14 protein-coding genes are annotated in these 16,328 nt (G+C 68.8%); 5 read left to right on the plus strand and 9 right to left on the minus strand.

Features of this window, described 5'->3' with window-relative positions; translation table 11 throughout:
• Positions 1-24 precede the first annotated feature (24 nt).
• Positions 25-897 (minus strand): PD40 domain-containing protein, encoded by an 873-nt coding sequence (locus V3B25_RS06325; RefSeq protein ID WP_201117611.1) that lies wholly within the window; start codon positions 895-897, stop codon positions 25-27.
• A gap of 48 nt (positions 898-945) precedes the next feature.
• Here V3B25_RS06325 and aroE point away from each other — a divergent pair, with 48 nt between their 5' ends.
• The 3 genes from aroE to dinG all read left to right on the plus strand — a co-directional run bounded on the left by aroE (position 946) and on the right by dinG (position 4,406).
• Complete coding sequence (aroE, locus tag V3B25_RS06330; protein WP_201117609.1) at positions 946-1,791, plus strand: shikimate dehydrogenase; 846 nt, start codon at positions 946-948, stop codon at positions 1,789-1,791.
• A gap of 3 nt (positions 1,792-1,794) precedes the next feature.
• On the plus strand, positions 1,795-2,148 hold the full coding sequence (locus V3B25_RS06335; RefSeq protein WP_154353515.1) for a hypothetical protein: 354 nt from the start codon (positions 1,795-1,797) through the stop codon (positions 2,146-2,148).
• A 182-nt stretch (positions 2,149-2,330) separates the two neighbouring features.
• A complete protein-coding gene (dinG, locus tag V3B25_RS06340; RefSeq protein ID WP_329810375.1) occupies positions 2,331-4,406 on the plus strand; it encodes an ATP-dependent DNA helicase DinG in 2,076 nt (691 codons plus the stop codon).
• A gap of 57 nt (positions 4,407-4,463) precedes the next feature.
• On the opposite strand, the gene V3B25_RS06345 is transcribed toward dinG, so the two are convergent.
• Positions 4,464-5,075, minus strand: a complete 612-nt coding sequence (locus V3B25_RS06345; protein ID WP_329810326.1) for a hypothetical protein — start codon at positions 5,073-5,075, stop codon at positions 4,464-4,466.
• Between the two features lie 138 nt (positions 5,076-5,213).
• Positions 5,214-7,052 (minus strand): dihydroxy-acid dehydratase, encoded by a 1,839-nt coding sequence (ilvD, locus tag V3B25_RS06350; RefSeq protein ID WP_329810327.1) that lies wholly within the window; start codon positions 7,050-7,052, stop codon positions 5,214-5,216.
• A gap of 460 nt (positions 7,053-7,512) precedes the next feature.
• Between ilvD and V3B25_RS06355 the strand changes: the two genes are divergently transcribed.
• Together V3B25_RS06355 and V3B25_RS06360 are read left to right on the plus strand one after the other, a co-directional pair.
• Positions 7,513-8,085, plus strand: coding sequence for a DUF1190 domain-containing protein (locus V3B25_RS06355; RefSeq protein WP_014038869.1), 573 nt, complete (start codon positions 7,513-7,515; stop codon positions 8,083-8,085).
• A gap of 7 nt (positions 8,086-8,092) precedes the next feature.
• Positions 8,093-9,271, plus strand: coding sequence for a glutathionylspermidine synthase family protein (locus tag V3B25_RS06360; RefSeq protein ID WP_329810328.1), 1,179 nt, complete (start codon positions 8,093-8,095; stop codon positions 9,269-9,271).
• 207 nt (positions 9,272-9,478) lie between these two features.
• Here V3B25_RS06360 and V3B25_RS06365 read toward each other — a convergent pair whose 3' ends face one another.
• The 6 genes from V3B25_RS06365 to V3B25_RS06390 are packed head-to-tail and all read right to left on the minus strand — an operon-like array spanning position 9,479 to position 16,222.
• Positions 9,479-10,777 carry a DUF58 domain-containing protein gene (locus V3B25_RS06365; RefSeq protein WP_049461683.1) on the minus strand — a complete coding sequence of 433 codons (1,299 nt, stop codon included), beginning with the start codon at positions 10,775-10,777 and terminating at the stop codon, positions 9,479-9,481.
• Complete coding sequence (locus V3B25_RS06370; protein WP_005411535.1) at positions 10,774-11,760, minus strand: MoxR family ATPase; 987 nt, start codon at positions 11,758-11,760, stop codon at positions 10,774-10,776. The genes V3B25_RS06365 and V3B25_RS06370 overlap by 4 nt, the downstream gene beginning before the upstream one ends.
• On the minus strand, positions 11,757-12,941 hold the full coding sequence (locus tag V3B25_RS06375; protein WP_201117603.1) for a DUF4350 domain-containing protein: 1,185 nt from the start codon (positions 12,939-12,941) through the stop codon (positions 11,757-11,759). The genes V3B25_RS06370 and V3B25_RS06375 overlap by 4 nt, the downstream gene beginning before the upstream one ends.
• Positions 12,938-14,554 carry a DUF4129 domain-containing protein gene (locus tag V3B25_RS06380; RefSeq protein ID WP_329810329.1) on the minus strand — a complete coding sequence of 539 codons (1,617 nt, stop codon included), beginning with the start codon at positions 14,552-14,554 and terminating at the stop codon, positions 12,938-12,940. The genes V3B25_RS06375 and V3B25_RS06380 overlap by 4 nt, the downstream gene beginning before the upstream one ends.
• Positions 14,544-15,536: a stage II sporulation protein M gene (locus V3B25_RS06385; protein ID WP_329810330.1), complete on the minus strand. Its 993-nt coding sequence runs from the start codon at positions 15,534-15,536 to the stop codon at positions 14,544-14,546. The genes V3B25_RS06380 and V3B25_RS06385 overlap by 11 nt, the downstream gene beginning before the upstream one ends.
• Complete coding sequence (locus V3B25_RS06390; RefSeq protein WP_049400866.1) at positions 15,533-16,222, minus strand: RDD family protein; 690 nt, start codon at positions 16,220-16,222, stop codon at positions 15,533-15,535. Before V3B25_RS06390 ends, V3B25_RS06385 begins: the two co-directional genes overlap by 4 nt.
• Positions 16,223-16,328 lie beyond the last annotated feature (106 nt).

A 16,328-nucleotide genomic window follows, 5' to 3' on the forward strand; every position in this document is an offset into this window, starting at 1 on the left:
GCCAACCTTGGTTGGCGTTTGCCGTCACCGTGCGCCCGGCACGCATCCCGCAACCGCCGCCACCTTCGGCACGGCCAACCGGTACACATCCACGCCACCGGCACGCGGTGCCTTCGCCGCACTGCTGGCGACCATCATCTCGCCGGGCTTGGCGTTGTCGATCACCGGCGCGCCGGTCCAGCCGCTGGCCTGGTTGAACGACAGCCCCAATGGCTGCAGCGCCGCACCGGTCCACGCACAGCCGCTGCTCCACACCTGCGTGGTCGTGCCGTTGCCGCGGCTGAACACCACGGCGCCGTCATGCCCCAGCCAGTCGCCGTCGGTCTCGTCGTCGGCGCTGTTCAACGCGCTCAGTGCGCTGGCCGGGCCACGCAGTCCCTGCGCATCCAGCGTCGCCACGAACAGGTCCCAGCCGGCGCCACGGCCCTGCTGGCGGGCAAACAACAGCTGCCTGCCATCCGCGCTCAGGGCCGGCCCGCGCTCTTCCCGGCGGCCCGCGTCGCCCGCCAGCAGCTGCGCGGTACCCAGTTGGCCATCGGTGGCGAGAGCGGCCTGATACAGCGCCAGCTTGCCCTCGCGGCCGGCCGCGAACAGCAGCCAGCGGCCGTCGCGGCTGAAGTAGGGATCACGGACCTCACCGGCCACGCCTACCGGCAAGGCCTGCGCCTGCTGCCAGCGGCCGTCCACCACGCGCGCCTCCCACAGGCCCCAACCGGCCTCGCCGCGGCGGGCGAAAACGATGCGCTGGCCATCGGCGCTGATCGTGGCGCGGCCCTCGTCGGCACGGGTCGAGACCACGCCCATGCCTTCGATGCCGTACTCGTTCAACGCCATCGCCACGGGGGCAGAGAGTAGACTGGCGGCAAGCACCAGCAGGGGCGGGGTGATGCGCATCATCCGGGTCCGTGCACGAAAGAGCATCAGTCTAGCCAGCTTGAGGATTCCATGACCGACCGTTACGCCGTCTTCGGACACCCCGTTGCCCACTCGAAGTCGCCGCAGATCCAGGCGACGTTCGGTCGCCAGGAAGGCATCGCGGTGGATTACCGCGCGATCGACCTGGCCCCGGATGCGTTCCTGGCCGGCCTGGAAGCCTTCGCCGCCGACGGCGGTGTCGGTGCCAACGTCACCTCGCCGCACAAGGAAGCCGCGTTCTCGGTGTGCACCACGCTGACCGCACGTGCGCGCCGCGCCGGCTCGGTCAACACGCTGCTGCGCAAGGGCGATCGCTGGCACGGTGACACCACCGACGGCATCGGCCTGGTGCGCGACCTGACCGACCGCCACGGCCTGGACCTGCGTGGTCGCCGCATGCTGCTGATCGGCGCCGGTGGCTCCGCGCGCAGCGTCGCTCCGGCCTTCCTCGATGCTGGAATCACCGAACTGGTGGTGGTCAACCGCACGCCGGAACGCGCCGATGAACTGATCGACGCGATGGGCGAGCCGGGCCGCGCGATCAGCCGCTACTGGGAAGACCTGCGCGAGCTGGGCGACTTCGAACTGATCGTCAATGCCACCTCGGCCGGCCGCGACCGCGACGTTGAGTTCAAGCTGCCGCTGTCGCTGGTCAACTCGATGACCACCGCCGTCGACCTGAACTACGGCGAGGCCGCCATCGCCTTCCTGGCCTGGGCGCGTTCGGCGAACTGCCGCAATACCGTGGATGGCCTGGGCATGCTGGTCGAGCAGGCCGCCGAGAGCTTCCTGCAGTGGCACGGTGTGCGTCCGCAGACCGACGAGGTCTACCAGACGCTGCGGCAGGGCTCGGCCGTGCTGGCCGGCGAGGACTGATCGATGGACAACACGACCCTGATGGTGACGGTGCTGAGCATCGTGGGCGTGCGCCTGCCGGTGCTGATCGCACTGTGCGTGGGCCTGGTCTGGGTGGTCGGCGCACCGCGCGATGCCACCCGCACCGGCGCCCTGGTCGGCCTGGTGCTGTTGCTGCTGTCCAGCCTCGGCGGCATGGCGGCGGGCATCCTGCCGATGTGGATGGTCCGCAGTGGTGATTTCAGTGCCGTGTCGAGCCTGAGCGTCATCCTCGGCGTGCTGCATTTCGCGCTGGCGATGATCGAGGCCATCGGTGTGGTCCTGCTGGTCTGGGCCCTCGTGCGCCTGCTGCGATTGCGCGGCAACGCAGCGCAATGACACGCCGGTGACGGCCTCGGGCCGTCACCTGTCCTGCCTGGTGTGTTCATCCAGCCACCGGGCGTCGCCGCCGCCCCGTTCAGGCAGCCAGCGGCGGCGGAGGTGGCCGGCCATGCGACAATGACCGGCCTGATCCAGCCACGGTAGTTCCCGGCGTGACCGAAACCGTCGCCGCTCCGCGTATGCTTGATGACGCCTTGAAGGACGCGATCCGCAAGGCGTACACGACGCTGCAGGCCAATACCCCCGGCTTCTCCACCCGCCGCTCGCAGAGCCAGATGATCGGCGTGGTGTCGCGCGCGCTGTCGAAAAGCGGTGGCGTCGGCGTGATCGAGGCGCCCACCGGCGTCGGCAAGAGCCTGGGCTACCTCACCGCAGGCGTGCCGATCGCGCTGGCCAGCAAGAAGAAGCTGGTGATCAGCACCGGCACCGTGGCGCTGCAGTCACAGCTGGTCGAGCGCGATATCCCGAATTTCCTCAAGGCCACCGGCCTGGAAGCGACCGTGGCGCTGGCCAAGGGCCGTACCCGCTACCTGTGCACGCGCAACGCCGCCGAGGCGCAGGGCGAGGGCTCGCAGGGCGGCATGTTCGAGGATGACGCGCCGCTGTTTGACCGGCCGCTGGCGCCGATCGAGATGGACATCGCCAAGCGCCTGACCGATGCCTTCACCGGCGGCAGCTGGGATGGCGACATCGACAACGCGCCGGAGACCATCAGCCCCGGCCTGCGCAGCCGCATCACCACGCCGGCCTCGGGCTGCGCCGGGCGCCGCTGTGCCTATTCGGCGCAGTGCGCGGTGCTGCGTTCGCGCAACACGGTGCGCGATGCACAGATCGTGGTCACCAACCACGCGCTGCTGTTGTCGGCACTGTCGATCGGTGACAGCGACAACGGCCAGCCATTGATCGCGCCGCCGTCGGACATGCTGCTGGTGCTGGACGAAGGCCATCACATCGGCAACGTGGCGATCGACCAGGGTGCGGCCAGCCTCGCGCTGGATGAGATGGCCAAGCGTACCGGCCGCCTGCAGATCCTGATCGCCGGTGCCTACCGTGCGGTCGACAAGGATCGGTTGGGCAACCTGCTGCCGAACGAAGCGATCGAGGTGGCCAGCAACGTCGCCAAGCAGCTGCGCGCGTTCCGTGACCACATCGAGCGGGTGTGGATGCCGGCACCGGCCGACGAAGAGCCGATGTGGCGCGCGGCCAATGGCCGCCTGCCCGAGGCCTGGCGCGAGCCGATCGAAGCGCTGGCCGACGACACCCGCAGCCTCTACAACTGGGCGCATGCCGCCACCGCGCAGGTGGCCAAGGGCAAGCCGGACGATGCCGCGCGTGAGCGCCTGCAGCGCAACCTGGGCATGGCGCTGGAGATGATCGAGCAGCAGTACAACCTGTGGCAGGCCTGGCGTCGCGAGGACAAGGACGGCGCGCCGCCGATGGCGCGCTGGGTCACCGCCACCCGCGACGGCGACCTCGTGCTGCATGGCTCACCGGTGTCGGCCGCGCACGTGCTGCGCAAGCTGCTGTGGGATGAAGTGGACTCGGTGGTGATGACCTCGGCGACGCTGACCGGCGGTGGCGACTTCCAGTCGCTGGCGATCGACAACGGCATTCCGGAAGAGGCCGAGATGGTCTCGCTGTCGTCGCCGTTCGACCTGCCCAACCAGGCCGAGCTGATCGTGCCGAAGTTCCCGGTCACCCCGGACGACCGCGAAGGGCACCCGCGCGAAGTGGCGCGCTACCTGGACACCGAACTGGACTGGGCCAAGGGCTCGATGGTGCTGTTCACCTCGCGCTGGAAGATGGAGAAGGTAGCCGGGCTGATGTCGGCCGCGCGCCGCAAGCAGGTGCTGGTGCAGGGCGAGATGTCCAAGACCCGGCTGATCGACGAGCACCTGCGCCGCGTGGCGGCAGGCGAAGGCTCGGTGCTGTTCGGGCTGAATTCGTTCGGCGAAGGCCTCGACCTGCCCGGTGAGGCCTGCACCACGGTGGTAATCACCCAGGTGCCGTTCGCGGTGCCGACCGACCCGCAGACCGCCACGCTCAGCGAGTGGTTCGAGGGGCGCGGGCTGAATGCCTTCAACCTGATCGCGATTCCGCATGCGCTGCGCACGCTGACCCAGTTCGCCGGCCGCCTGATCCGCACCTCCACCGACACCGGCCGCGTGGTCATTCTTGATTCGCGGCTGCTGACCCGCCGCTACGGCAAGCGCATCATCGACGCGCTGCCGCCGTTCAAGCGCGTGATCGGCTGACACGGGGTCGGATCCCTTCCGAAGGAAAGGCTCTGACCCCACCACGCACTCTGTCGCTCAACCGCCTTCCGGATTCCGGCAGGCCTGGTTGCCCATCGCAGTGTGGTAATCGCGATCAAAGCAGCGCAGGAAGCCATCGAGCACGTCCAGGTTGGGCGGCCATGGCACATCCACCTTCTGCCCGCCGGCGGTGGTGAAGTGATAGCGCCCATCCTTCAGCGCCCCGGCGATCTGCTCCGGCGTGGGAATCGCAATCAGTGCTGCACGCGCCCTTTCCAGCGCTGCACGGTCGCGCTGCAGGAAGGCGATGGTGCCGTCCACGTAGGCGTTCCAGTAACCGGGGTCGGTGCCGGTGGGCTTGTAGGTGCGCCGCATCAGCGCCACCGCCTGCGGGTACTGGCCCGCCTCGGCACGCATCTGGCCTTCATGCCACAGGATCATGGTGTTGCCCGCAGCCTTGGGCAACGCAGCATAGGCGGCGAGCAGATCAGCGGCTTCACGGTGGCAGCCGCGGTCGGCCAGCGTGCGCCAGCCACCTTCCAGGTCCTGATCGAACGCATCCGGTTCCATCGCCAGCATCGCTGCACGGTCGTAGCGGCAGTCCGGTGCTTTTGGCGGCTCTGCTGACATGCCCATGGCAGCGGCCAGCGCAAAGGAAAGCAACATCATCGCAACCTCCGTGTTGGTGACTTCCTGGGCCACCATAACGGATCAGGATGGGGAGTGCCGGCCGCTGGCCGGCAGCCTCATCGATGTGGGCTGTCACGGTACGTATGCCGGCCAGCGGCCGGCACGACCGTATGGCGGTCAATCGCCCAGCAGGGCGGTGTTGCGCACGGCGCCCTTGTCGGCGCTGGTGGCCAGCAGCGCGTAGGCCTTCAGCGCGCTGGTGACCTTGCGCGGGCGCGGTGCACGCGGTTTCCAGCCCCGGGCATCGGCGTCGGCGCGGCGCTGGGCCAGCGTGGCCTCATCCAGCAGCAGGTCGATGCGGCGGGCCGGGATGTCGATGCGGATGCGGTCGCCGTCCTCGACCAGGCCGATCGTTCCGCCGCTGGCCGCCTCGGGTGATACATGGCCGATCGACAGGCCCGAGGTGCCGCCGGAGAAGCGGCCATCGGTGAGCAGCGCACATTGCTTGCCCAGCCCCTTCGATTTCAGGTAGCTGGTCGGGTACAGCATTTCCTGCATGCCGGGGCCGCCCTTCGGGCCTTCGTAGCGGATCACCACCACCTCGCCCGGCTGCACTTCGTCGGCGAGGATGCCGGCAACGGCGGCGTCCTGGCTCTCGTAGACGCGCGCGGGGCCTTGGAACACATGGATCGATTCGTCCACGCCGGCGGTCTTCACCACGCAGCCATCGACGGCCAGGTTGCCGCGCAGCACGGCGAGGCCGCCTTCCAGTGAGTACGCGTGCTGCAGCGAACGGATGCAGCCTTCGGCGCGGTCCACGTCCAGGGTCGGCCAGCGCGTGGCCTGGCTGAAGGCCTCCTGGGTGGGGATGCCGGCCGGGCCGGCCTTGAAGAAGGTATGCAGGGTGTCGTTGTCACTACGCACCACGTCCCAGCGTTCCAGCGCGTCGGCCAGGCTGGCGCTGTGCACGGTCGGCACCGTGGTATCGAGCAGGCCCGCGCGGTCCAGCTCACCGAGGATGCCGAACACGCCGCCGGCGCGGTGCACGTCTTCGATGTGGTACTTGGGCGTGTTCGGTGCCACCTTGCACAGCTGCGGGACACGCCGCGACAGCGCATCGATGTGGGTCAGGTCGAAGTCGACCTCCGCTTCCTGCGCGGCGGCCAGCAGGTGCAGGATGGTGTTGGTGGAACCGCCCATGGCGATGTCCAGGGTCATCGCATTGGCGAAGGCGGCCTGGGTGGCGATGCCGCGCGGCAGCGCGCTCGGGTCTTCGCCGCCATACCAGCGGTGGCAGAGTTCCACGATCAGGCGCCCGGCGCGGCGGAACAGCGCTTCGCGGTCGGCGTGGGTGGCCAGCGTGGTGCCGTTGCCGGGCAGCGACAGGCCCAGCGCTTCGGTCAGGCAGTTCATCGAGTTGGCGGTGAACATGCCCGAGCAGGAACCGCAGGTAGGGCAGGCGCTGCGCTCGAACGCCGCGACCTTTTCGTCGGAAGCGCTGTCATCGGCGGCCACCACCATCGCGTCGACCAGGTCCAGCTTGTGCTCGGACAGCCTGGTCTTGCCCGCTTCCATCGGCCCGCCGGAGACGAACACCACCGGGATGTTGAGGCGCAGCGCGGCCATCAGCATGCCGGGGGTGATCTTGTCGCAGTTGCTGATGCACACCAGCGCGTCGGCGCAGTGCGCATTGACCATGTATTCCACGGCGTCGGCGATGATCTCGCGGCTGGGCAGCGAATACAGCATGCCGTCGTGGCCCATCGCGATGCCGTCGTCCACGGCGATGGTGTTGAATTCCTTGGCGACGCCGCCGACCTGTTCGATCTCGCGCGCGACCAGCTGGCCGAGGTCCTTCAGGTGCACGTGGCCGGGCACGAACTGGGTGAAGGAGTTGGCGATGGCGATGATCGGCTTGTGGAAGTCGCCGTCCTTCATGCCGGTGGCACGCCACAGGGCGCGGGCGCCGGCCATGTTGCGGCCGGCAGTGGATGTGCGGGAGCGGTATTCAGGCATGGCTGGCGGAACGGGCGGGCCGTACAACGTGGGGGTCGCCCGATCATGGCCAATTTTTTCGGTTGCTGCTGCAACCACCGGGTAGGATTCGGCAGGGCTGCGCCCTGCACCTGCCGAAGCAAGTGCTAATGCAACGGCCGAAGCAACGGCAACAGCTGGCCTATCCGTGGGATGGCGGGGTGGGTCCGGTTGCGGGGGACGGCGCAAGTACGTCCATGTAGCCTCGGTCGCGCCATCCATGGCGCTCACGCCCCCGCAACCGGACCCACCCCGCCTTCGACACTTTCCCAATGCTGTTGGTGGGTGTCGACCTTGGTCGACACGATGTATCCACGCCATGCGTGGATGATGGGGAACGACGAAAATGAAAGTCCGTTCATCTTTCGGACTTTGCCGATTCCGGTTGCTGGTCCGGATTTGGCATCATTGGGGCATTGATCCGTCGACAGGGCATGAGGCCATGAAACGTTCCCGCACCACCGCGCTGCTGCTGATGAGCGCTGCGCCGCTGCTGTTCACCGCCTGCCAGAAGGAGCCGGAGGTGAAGGTGCAGGAAGGCCTGTACACCTCGGTGGAGGCCTGCACCGAGGCCACCGGCGATCCGTCGTCGTGCCGCAATGCCTTCGCCGAAGCGCAGAAGCAGGCCGCCGATGCTGCGCCGAAGTACGCCAGCAAGGAAGCCTGCGAGAAGGACTACAAGCCGGAACAGTGCGTGCAGCAGCACACCTCGGCCGGTACCTCGTTCATCGGCCCGATGATGATGGGCTTCTTCATGTCGCAGATGCTGAGCAACCGCGGCGGCCTCGCTCCGCAGGCGCCGGCGGCGTCGCCGGCTTACCAGGACAAGAGCGCCGGTTGGGCGCGTCCGGCTCCGGGCGGCAGCGGTGGCCTGAACACCGCCAGCGGCATCGGCGCCGGCAAGGCGGGCCTGGCCCCGGTCACCAGCGAGCCGAACCGTGCGGTCACCGCCAGCCGTGGTGGCTTCGGCAACACCAGCGCGCGCCGCAGCACCAGCGGCAGCTACGGCGGCTGATCGACCCATGCAGCGTATCCGGATTGCCGAGCGTGCCCAGTGGCGGGCACGCGCGGAAGAGGCGGGTTTCCGCTTCCACACCATCGATGGCCAGCCGTATTGGGATGAAAGTGCGTACTACGCCTTCACCCTGCGCCAGATCGAGCAGGACATCGAAGACCCCAGCGCCGAGCTGCACCAGATGGCGCTGGACCTGGTCGGTGATGTCATCGCCAGCGAACGCCTGATGGACCAGCTGGCGATTCCGTCGCATTACCGCGACTGGATCGCCGACAGCTGGCGCCAGCGCCAGCCGCATCTGTACGGTCGCCTGGACCTGGCCTACGACGGTACCGGCCCGGCCAAGCTGTACGAACTGAACTACGACACGCCGACCTCGCTGTTCGAGGCCAGCTTCTTCCAGTGGCAGTGGCTGGAGGACCAGCGCAACGCCGGTCGCCTGCCGCAGCATGCCGACCAGTTCAACGCGATCCACGAAGCGCTGGTCGAACGCTTCGGCGAACTGGCCACGCAGCTGCCGCCGCCGCTGTATTTCAGCGCCGTGGGCAGTTCGGAAGAAGACCGCGGCACCGTCGACTACCTGCGCGACTGTGCGTCGCAGGCCGGCCTGCATGGCCAGGCGATCGCCGTCGAGGATATTGGCCTGTCCGAGGACGGCCGCTTCACCGCGCTGGATGATTCGGTGATCGGCACGCTGTTCAAGCTGTATCCGCTGGAAGACCTGATGGCCGAAGAGTTCGGCCGCGCGCTGCCCGGTTCGGGCGTGCAGCTGCTGGAGCCGGCGTGGAAGGCGGTGCTGAGCAACAAGGGCATCCTGCCGCTGCTGTGGCAGTGCAACGTGGGCCATCCGAACCTGCTGGAAGCGCATTTCGATGACGGCAGCACGCTGGCGTCGGGCTGGGTGCGCAAGCCGCTGTTCTCGCGCGAAGGCGCGAACATCGAGATGCACCTGGCCGATGGCAGCACCCAGCGCAGCGACGGTCCCTACGATGGCCCGGCGATCATCCAGCGTGCGCATCCGCTGACCCGCTTCGAAGGCGGCTACCCGCTGATCGGCAGCTGGGTGGTGGGTGACCACGCCTGCGGCATCGGCATCCGCGAGGACGACAGCGCGATCACCCGCGACAGTGCGCGCTTCGTGCCGCACGCGATCGTTGATGAGGCACCGACGCGGATCTACGTCTGATGACGGTGCGGCGCCCCCGGGCCGGCGTGGGCAACCGACGCCGGTCGTAGAACAACCGCTGTGGGTAGTGGCCGACCTTGGTCGGCGCCGTTGATTCCGTGCCAACCAAGGTTGGCACCTACCAGAGCGGTGCGTCGGTTGTTGCAGGGGTAGTGCCGGCCGCTGGCCGGCAACCGTTGTTGGCACCCACCAGATCGATCGCTGGTATCAGAGCAGCCCTTCGCGCTTCACCGCCAGGTAGCGTTCCACCAGCGCACCGGGCAGGGCATCGGCGGTCACGTCCAGCACCATCACCTTCTCGCTGCGCAGCGCCTCATGCGCCTTCGCGCGCTGCTGCAGATACAGCGCCGCTGCACCGGCCTGGGTGGCGTCTTCCAGTGTCTGCACTTCGCTGTCCAGCACGCCGTCCAGCTCACGCTCGCGCAGGCTGGCCACGCATACCAGGTGGCGCTGCTGCAGCAGGCGCACCGCCGCCAGCAGGTCTTCGATGTCTTCGTCGCGCACGTTGCTGACCAGCATCACCAGCGCACGCCGGCGCTGGCGCAGCGACACTTCGGTGGCGGCGGCCAGGTAGTCGGTGGCCACCGCGCGTGGCTGCAGGTCGTAGCTGGCGCGCAGCAGGTGCTCGACGGTGCCCATGCCGCGCTGCGGCGCCACCCAACGGCGCTCGCCACCGGTGGCGAACAGGCCGGCGGCGTCGCCCTGGCGCAGCGCCAGGTAGGCCACCACCAGCGAGGCGTTCAAGGCATGGTCGAAGTGCGAGAGCCCGCCTTCGCTGGCCAGCATGCGCCGACCGCTGTCGAGCATCAGCAGCAGCTGCTGGTTCTTCTCGTCCTGGTATTCGCGCGAGATCAGCTTGCGCGCACGCGCGGTGGCCTTCCAGTCGAGCTGGCGCAGGCTGTCGCCGATGCGGTACTCGCGCATCTGGTGGAAGTCGGTGCCTTCGCCGCGGCGGCGCTTCACGTGTGCACCGACCAGCCGCGAGGCTTGGTCGGCACTGAACAGGGCAAAGCGGGTGAGCGGCACGAAGTTCGGATAGACCCGCACGTCCAGTGCGGGCGGCAGCGTGCGTTGCTGCCACCACAGCCGCCACGGTGAACGCATGCGCAGGTGCACGCCTTCGAAGCGGAAATGCCCACGCTGCAGCGGCTGCAGGTGGTAGTGGAGGGTGGAAGCACTGCCCGCCTGCAGGCGCACGCGCTGCGGCAGTGATTCCAGCGGCCAGCCGCCGGGGACCAGGTCGAACACCTGCACCGTCATCGGTGCGTCCGCCTGCAGCCGCAGTGCAGCCTCGCGGCGCACGCCCAGTGCCAGCGCTTCGGGCAGTTCGCGCTGCACCTGCGGCGACGGACGCCGCCACTGGCGCCACAGATCCATCAGCGCCGGCACGGCAATCGCCAGCGCCGCCAGCGCCCAGCTCCAGCGCGGCAGCAGACCGCCCAGCACCAGACCGCCCAGGGCAGCCCAGGCCAGCAGCAGTGCCAGCAGCAGCGGGGCCGGCCTCATCGGCGCGGCGCTTCCACCTTGGCCAGCAGCGCGCCCAGCACGTCGTCGGCGTCCTGGCCTTCGATCTGCAGTTCCGGGGCCAGCGCGATGCGGTGGCGCAGCGCCGGGCGTGCGATGTCGCGCACATCATCCGGAGTGACGAAATCACGACCGGCCAGCACCGCCTGCGCGCGCGAGGCACGCACCAGCGCGATGCTGCCACGCGGGCCAGCGCCGACCGCGATACCCGGCCACTGCCTTGTGGCCGCCACAATCCGCACCGCGTAGTCGATCACTTCGTCGTCGACGGTGATCGCCGCAGTGGCGCGCTGCAGTTCCAGCAGCTCACCAGCACCGAGCACGCGTGGCACCTGGCTCAGGTCGAAATCGCTGGCGGCGCGGCCGCTGGTGATCGCGGTCACCATGCGCTTCTCGTCCTCCAGCTGCGGGTAGTCGATCAGCACCTTCAGCAGGAAGCGGTCCAGCTGTGCTTCCGGCAGCGGGTAGGTGCCTTCCTGCTCCAGCGGGTTCTGCGTGGCCAGCGCCATGAACGGCGGCGCCAGGGTGAAGGCCTTGCCTTCGATGGTCACCTGGCCTTCCTGCATCACTTCCAGCAGCGCCGACTGGGTCTTGGCGGGTGCACGGTTGATCTCGTCGGCCAGCAGCAGGTTGGTGAACACCGGGCCGCGGCGGATCTTGAAGCTCTCGCTCTTCGGGTCGTACACCGCGTGGCCGCTGACGTCGCTGGGCATCAGGTCGGGGGTGAACTGTACACGCCCGTAATCCAGCTCCAGGGCCTGTGCCAGTGCGCGCACCAGCAGGGTCTTGCCCAGCCCGGGCACGCCCTCAATCAGCACGTGACCACCGGCAAGCAGCGCCACCAGGATCTGGTCCAGCACATCGGCCTGGCCGATGAAGGCGTGGCCGACGGCATCGCGGATGGCATCGACGCGTTCGATCAGGCGGGCGTTGGCGGCCGCCGGCAGCTCGGGGACTTCGGTCATAGCAGGGATCTCATCTGGAGCAGCAAGCGGATGCGCTCGCGCAGGGCGGAGGAATCGTGCGGCGGTGGGGGCGTGAGCGCGCTGGCGACGCGGCCCTGCGGCCACTTCAGCAGCTCGGCGATGGCCTGATCGCGCGGCGCACCATCCAGTGCGGCGGCAATCGGTGCGCGCAGGCGCAGGCGGTGCAGGAACAGGGCGAGCACCGCCTCGTACAGGCGTATGCCGTGACCGAAGCGCAGCAGCAGTTCGCCACTGGCGCGCACGTGCTCCAGCAGTGAACGACGTTCCAGCACCGGCGACGGCAGCAGGCTACCGAAGCGCTGCGAGCGGCTCCACAGCCAGCCCAGCAAGGCCAGCAGCAACGGCACCCACAACGGCCAGCCCTGATAGAACATGCGCGACCACAGCGACGGCGGGCGGCTGGCATAGACCAGCCAGACCGCACCCTTGCCATAGTTCGGATCGAGCAGGTAGCGGGTCAGGTCGCGATGCGACGCGTCGTGCAGGCCGTCGCTGGCCCCGCTACCTGCCGACGCCAGGCGCGCTGCCGGTGAGTCCACTTCGCTGCGCATGAACTCCATGTCGGCCAGCACGCTCACTCTGCCCTGGCCGTGGCGCAGGCGCGCGAACACCAGGTCGCGATCAGTGCCCCAGCGGCGTTCGGCCTGCGCACTGGCGGCAAAGCCCAAGGTGAAGCGGCGGCCACCACAGAATTCGACGTGGCCCGGATCGTCGTCGACATGGAAGGCCTGGCAGTCGCTGCGCTGGAACAGGCTGTCTACGCCCAGCCGGTCCAGCAGGGGGCCCTGTGTGCTGCCGGCATCGTCCTCGGCCGGCGGCGGCGTACGTACCAGCAGGTGGCCACCACCGTCGACCCAGTCCAGCAGTGCGCTGGCGACGGGCGGCGGCAGTTCGCTGCTGTCCTGCAGCAGCACCACCGTGTCGTGGCGCCCCAGCGTCATCTGCTGCAACTCCAGCCGCGGTCGCGAATGCACGTCGATGCCATCGGCGCGCAGGGCCTGACCCAGCACGTACAGCGGGTTGTAGGCGGCCTCGCCCTGTGGCGGCAGCCGGATCGTCTCGGTTACCCGTTCGTGCGTGCGCAGGTAGAGGATGGTCAGCGGCACACCGAGCAGCACCAGCAAGCCCAGCAGCAGCGACCAGAACAGGCGCGGACTCATGCCTGCCATCCGTACTGCTGGCGCAGGGTATCGGCCAATGCATCGAAATCGGCGCGGCTGGGCAGGCGGCCACCGTAGGCGGCGTACTGCCACATGCGCACGATGCGCGCGAACAGGTCACGGTCGCTGGCCTGGGGCATGCGTCGCGATGCGCGCAGGCATTGCGCTTCGGTGGCACCGGGTGGAAGCGCGATACCGCTGCGCTCGCCCACCGTGCGCACGCTGGCGCGGTACAGCAGGGCCAGCGCCTGCCGCGGCCGGCCCTGGTCCCAGAGCAGGCCGGCCTGGGTGGCCACGTCCGGCGGCAGCACCACCGGCAACTCCACCTGCTCCTCCAGCACCTTCGGTGCAGCGTCGGCCTTGCGCCGGCCACTGCCACGCAGCCACGGCAGCCACAGCCGCGCGGTCAGCAGCAGCACCAGCAGCAGGATGCCGAGCAGGCCCCACAAGCCCCATTCGGCCAGCCGTGCCAGCCAGGCGATGCCGTCCTTGCGCGCCTTGCGTTCACCTTTGCTGTTGGTGTCACGCTGCAGCTGCTTGTCTTCCTTCTTTTTTTCCTCGGCCTGCTCGATCGGCTTCCAGCGGGTCACCTGGCGGGTCGGGCGCTGCAGCGGGTCTTCATAGGCGCGGTTCACTGCCTGACGGAAACCGGCGGTGTCCACCGGCGCTGTACCGAAGATCATTGCCGGCGTATTGGCGGGGTCGTTGGCCGCGGTGGCCGGTTCTTCCGCACTGTCTTCGTCCTCTTCGGCATCGCCTGCCTGCTCCGCGACCGTCTGCGCGTCCTGCGCATGCACCGGTGCGGACACCAGCGGCAGTGCCAGCCACAGCAGCAGCGCCAGCGTCGATGCTGCCGGCAGCAGCCGCTCGCGCAGGCGGCGCAGGGCGATTTCGACGTCCCAGGCTTCCATCTGCGTTCGACGGTTCAGGTACAGGCCAAAGCCCGCACCGACGAAGAACGGGCCGATCAGCACCGAGGCCAGCCAGCACGCCAGGTTGAAGCCCAGCCGTGCCCATGCCGGCGTGTCCTTGCCAATCATGTCCCACGCCGCACGCCACGATTCGGACATCAGCTCCAGTGGCATGAACATGAACACCGCACCGATCGCGCCGGATACCAACACGGCTTCGAACGCCAGGCAGGTCACCGTCAGTACCAGTGCCGCGCCCACTGCGCCGGCTGCCACCGCACGACGGCGTGGGCCGCGTTGGCCCGGTGTGTTGCCTTCCAGCAGGTTCACCGGCAGGCACAGGCTGCGCAGCACGCTGAAGCGACGCCAGCCCAGGTAGCCCCAGAAACCGGTGTTGCCCCAGTGGCGCTGCGCGCGCAGCGCGGCCAGCGTGCCGACCGGCTCACCGAAAATGCCGCGCGACAGCACGTACAGCGGCGCGCGTTCGAACATCGGCTTGCACCACCACATCGCCAGCCAGGCCCAGCCGAAGGCATCCAGCCACCAGCCGAGCGCGTTGAAGATCACGAACAGCGGTGCACTGGCCAGCAGCCAGCTGCCCCATACCGCGCGCGCGTGGCGGCGTGACAGGGCGGTGCCCAGCTCCATTGCTTCCCAGCCACTGCGCGCGCGCAGCACCACGTCCAGGTGGTCAATGCGCATTGCCGCCTCCGCGTCCGCCGCGCCACAGCCACAGCAGCACGCCGGCCCACAACACGCCGGCCACGCTGAACTTGCCCCAAGCCGGTACTTCGGCAATCGACGACCAGAACGCTTCGATGAAAGCGGCCACCAGCAGCATGAACGCCACCCCCAGGCACAGTCGGGCACCGATGCGGCCGCCATCGACCAGTGCATCCAGGCGGCTGCGCCGGCCGGGAGCCAGCAGCTTCATGCCCAGCTGCAGGCCGGCACCGCCAGCGATCACGATCGCGGTCAGCTCGAACGCGCCGTGGCCGACCACGAAGCGCCAGAACGGGTCGCCATGGCCGATGTGCTGCAGGTGGCCGGCCACCGAACCGATGATCACGCCGTTGAACAGCAGCACCAGCAGCGTGCCCAGCCCGGCCAGCAGTCCGCTGGCGAAGGTGCGCAGGGCGATGCTGATGTTGTTCATGATGTAGTGGCCGAACATCATCCAGTCGGTGCCGCTGTCACGCCCCAGGCGCTCGGCGGCGGGATCGTACATGCGCTCCATCTCGGCGATCTGGCGGTTGTCCATCAGCATGTGGATCAGGTCCGGATAGACCTGCACCAGCACGAAGCAGGCCACCGCCGGCAGCGCGAACATCGCCAGCGCCACCCACATGCTGCGCGCCTGGCTGCGCACCAGCAGCGGGAAATCGGCCACCAGGAACTCCAGGGCACCCCGCCAGCGCGTCGGCGGCGTGCGGTACAGCACGCTGTGGCCCTGCTGCATGAGCTGCTGCAGGCGCTGCACCAGCTGCGGGCTGTAGCCGCGTTCGCGGGCCAGCGCCAGTTGCTGGCACAGCCGCCGGTAGCGCTGCGGGAAGGTGGTGTCGTCCAGTGCCAGGCCGCTGGCCTTGCGGCGCGTGCGGCGTGAGGCACCAGCACGCAGCAGCAGCCACTGCTCCAGGTCCTGCCATTCCTGCTGGTAGCGGGCGACGAACTGTTCCTGCTTCATCGCCGCCCCAGCAGCCAGTTGGCCATCGCATACAGGCGCAGCACCCCGACCTGGCCATGGGTGCCGGTCAGTGGCTCGGCAATACCGGCCAGCTCCTGCTGGCGCGCCGCCGACAACCGTGGCGCGCGCTCGGCGAAGGCCATCAACGCAGCCTGTTCCTCTGGTCGCAGCGGCTGCGGCGGGGCCAGCACGCTGTCGATGGTCGGCGGCGGTGGCAGGTACAGCGCGGGTGCGTGCACCACCACGGTGCCCGCCACCAGGTCGCCAAGGCGGCGGCCATGCGGATCGAACAGGCTGCTGATCAGGCCCAGCGCATAGCCGAACGGCAGCATGTCCACCGTGCGCAGCAGGTTGCGGGTGATCGCCGCCATCCAGCCTACCGGCGCGCCATCGCGGGACAGCACGCGCAGCCCCAGCGCACGCTTGCCCAGCGTGCGCCCCCACAACGCTTCGCAGACGATCGGGTAGGCCCAGTAGACCAGGAACATCAGCACCAGGTAGAGGCCGGAGCCGAACTTGTCCAGCAGCGCCAGCGGAATGGACACCAGCACCAGTGCCGCGATGCGCACGCCAAGATCGACCAGCCAGGCCATCGCCCGCGGTACCGGGCCGGCGGCAGGCAACTGCAGCGGCACACCCTCCGGCGTCACCACCTCGCGGTAGGTATCGAGCATCGGTGCGGCCATCAGCGCGATGGCCTTCGTTGTGGGCGCCGGAGTCCTCTCCGGCGGGCAGCCACAGGCATGGGGGTCTCGACAGGTCCTGGTCGGGCCAAGACTTTAGCAGAGCCGC

The sequence above is a fragment of the Stenotrophomonas sp. SMYL8 genome (genome assembly GCF_036320065.1).
GTDB lineage: Bacteria > Pseudomonadota > Gammaproteobacteria > Xanthomonadales > Xanthomonadaceae > Stenotrophomonas > Stenotrophomonas maltophilia_A.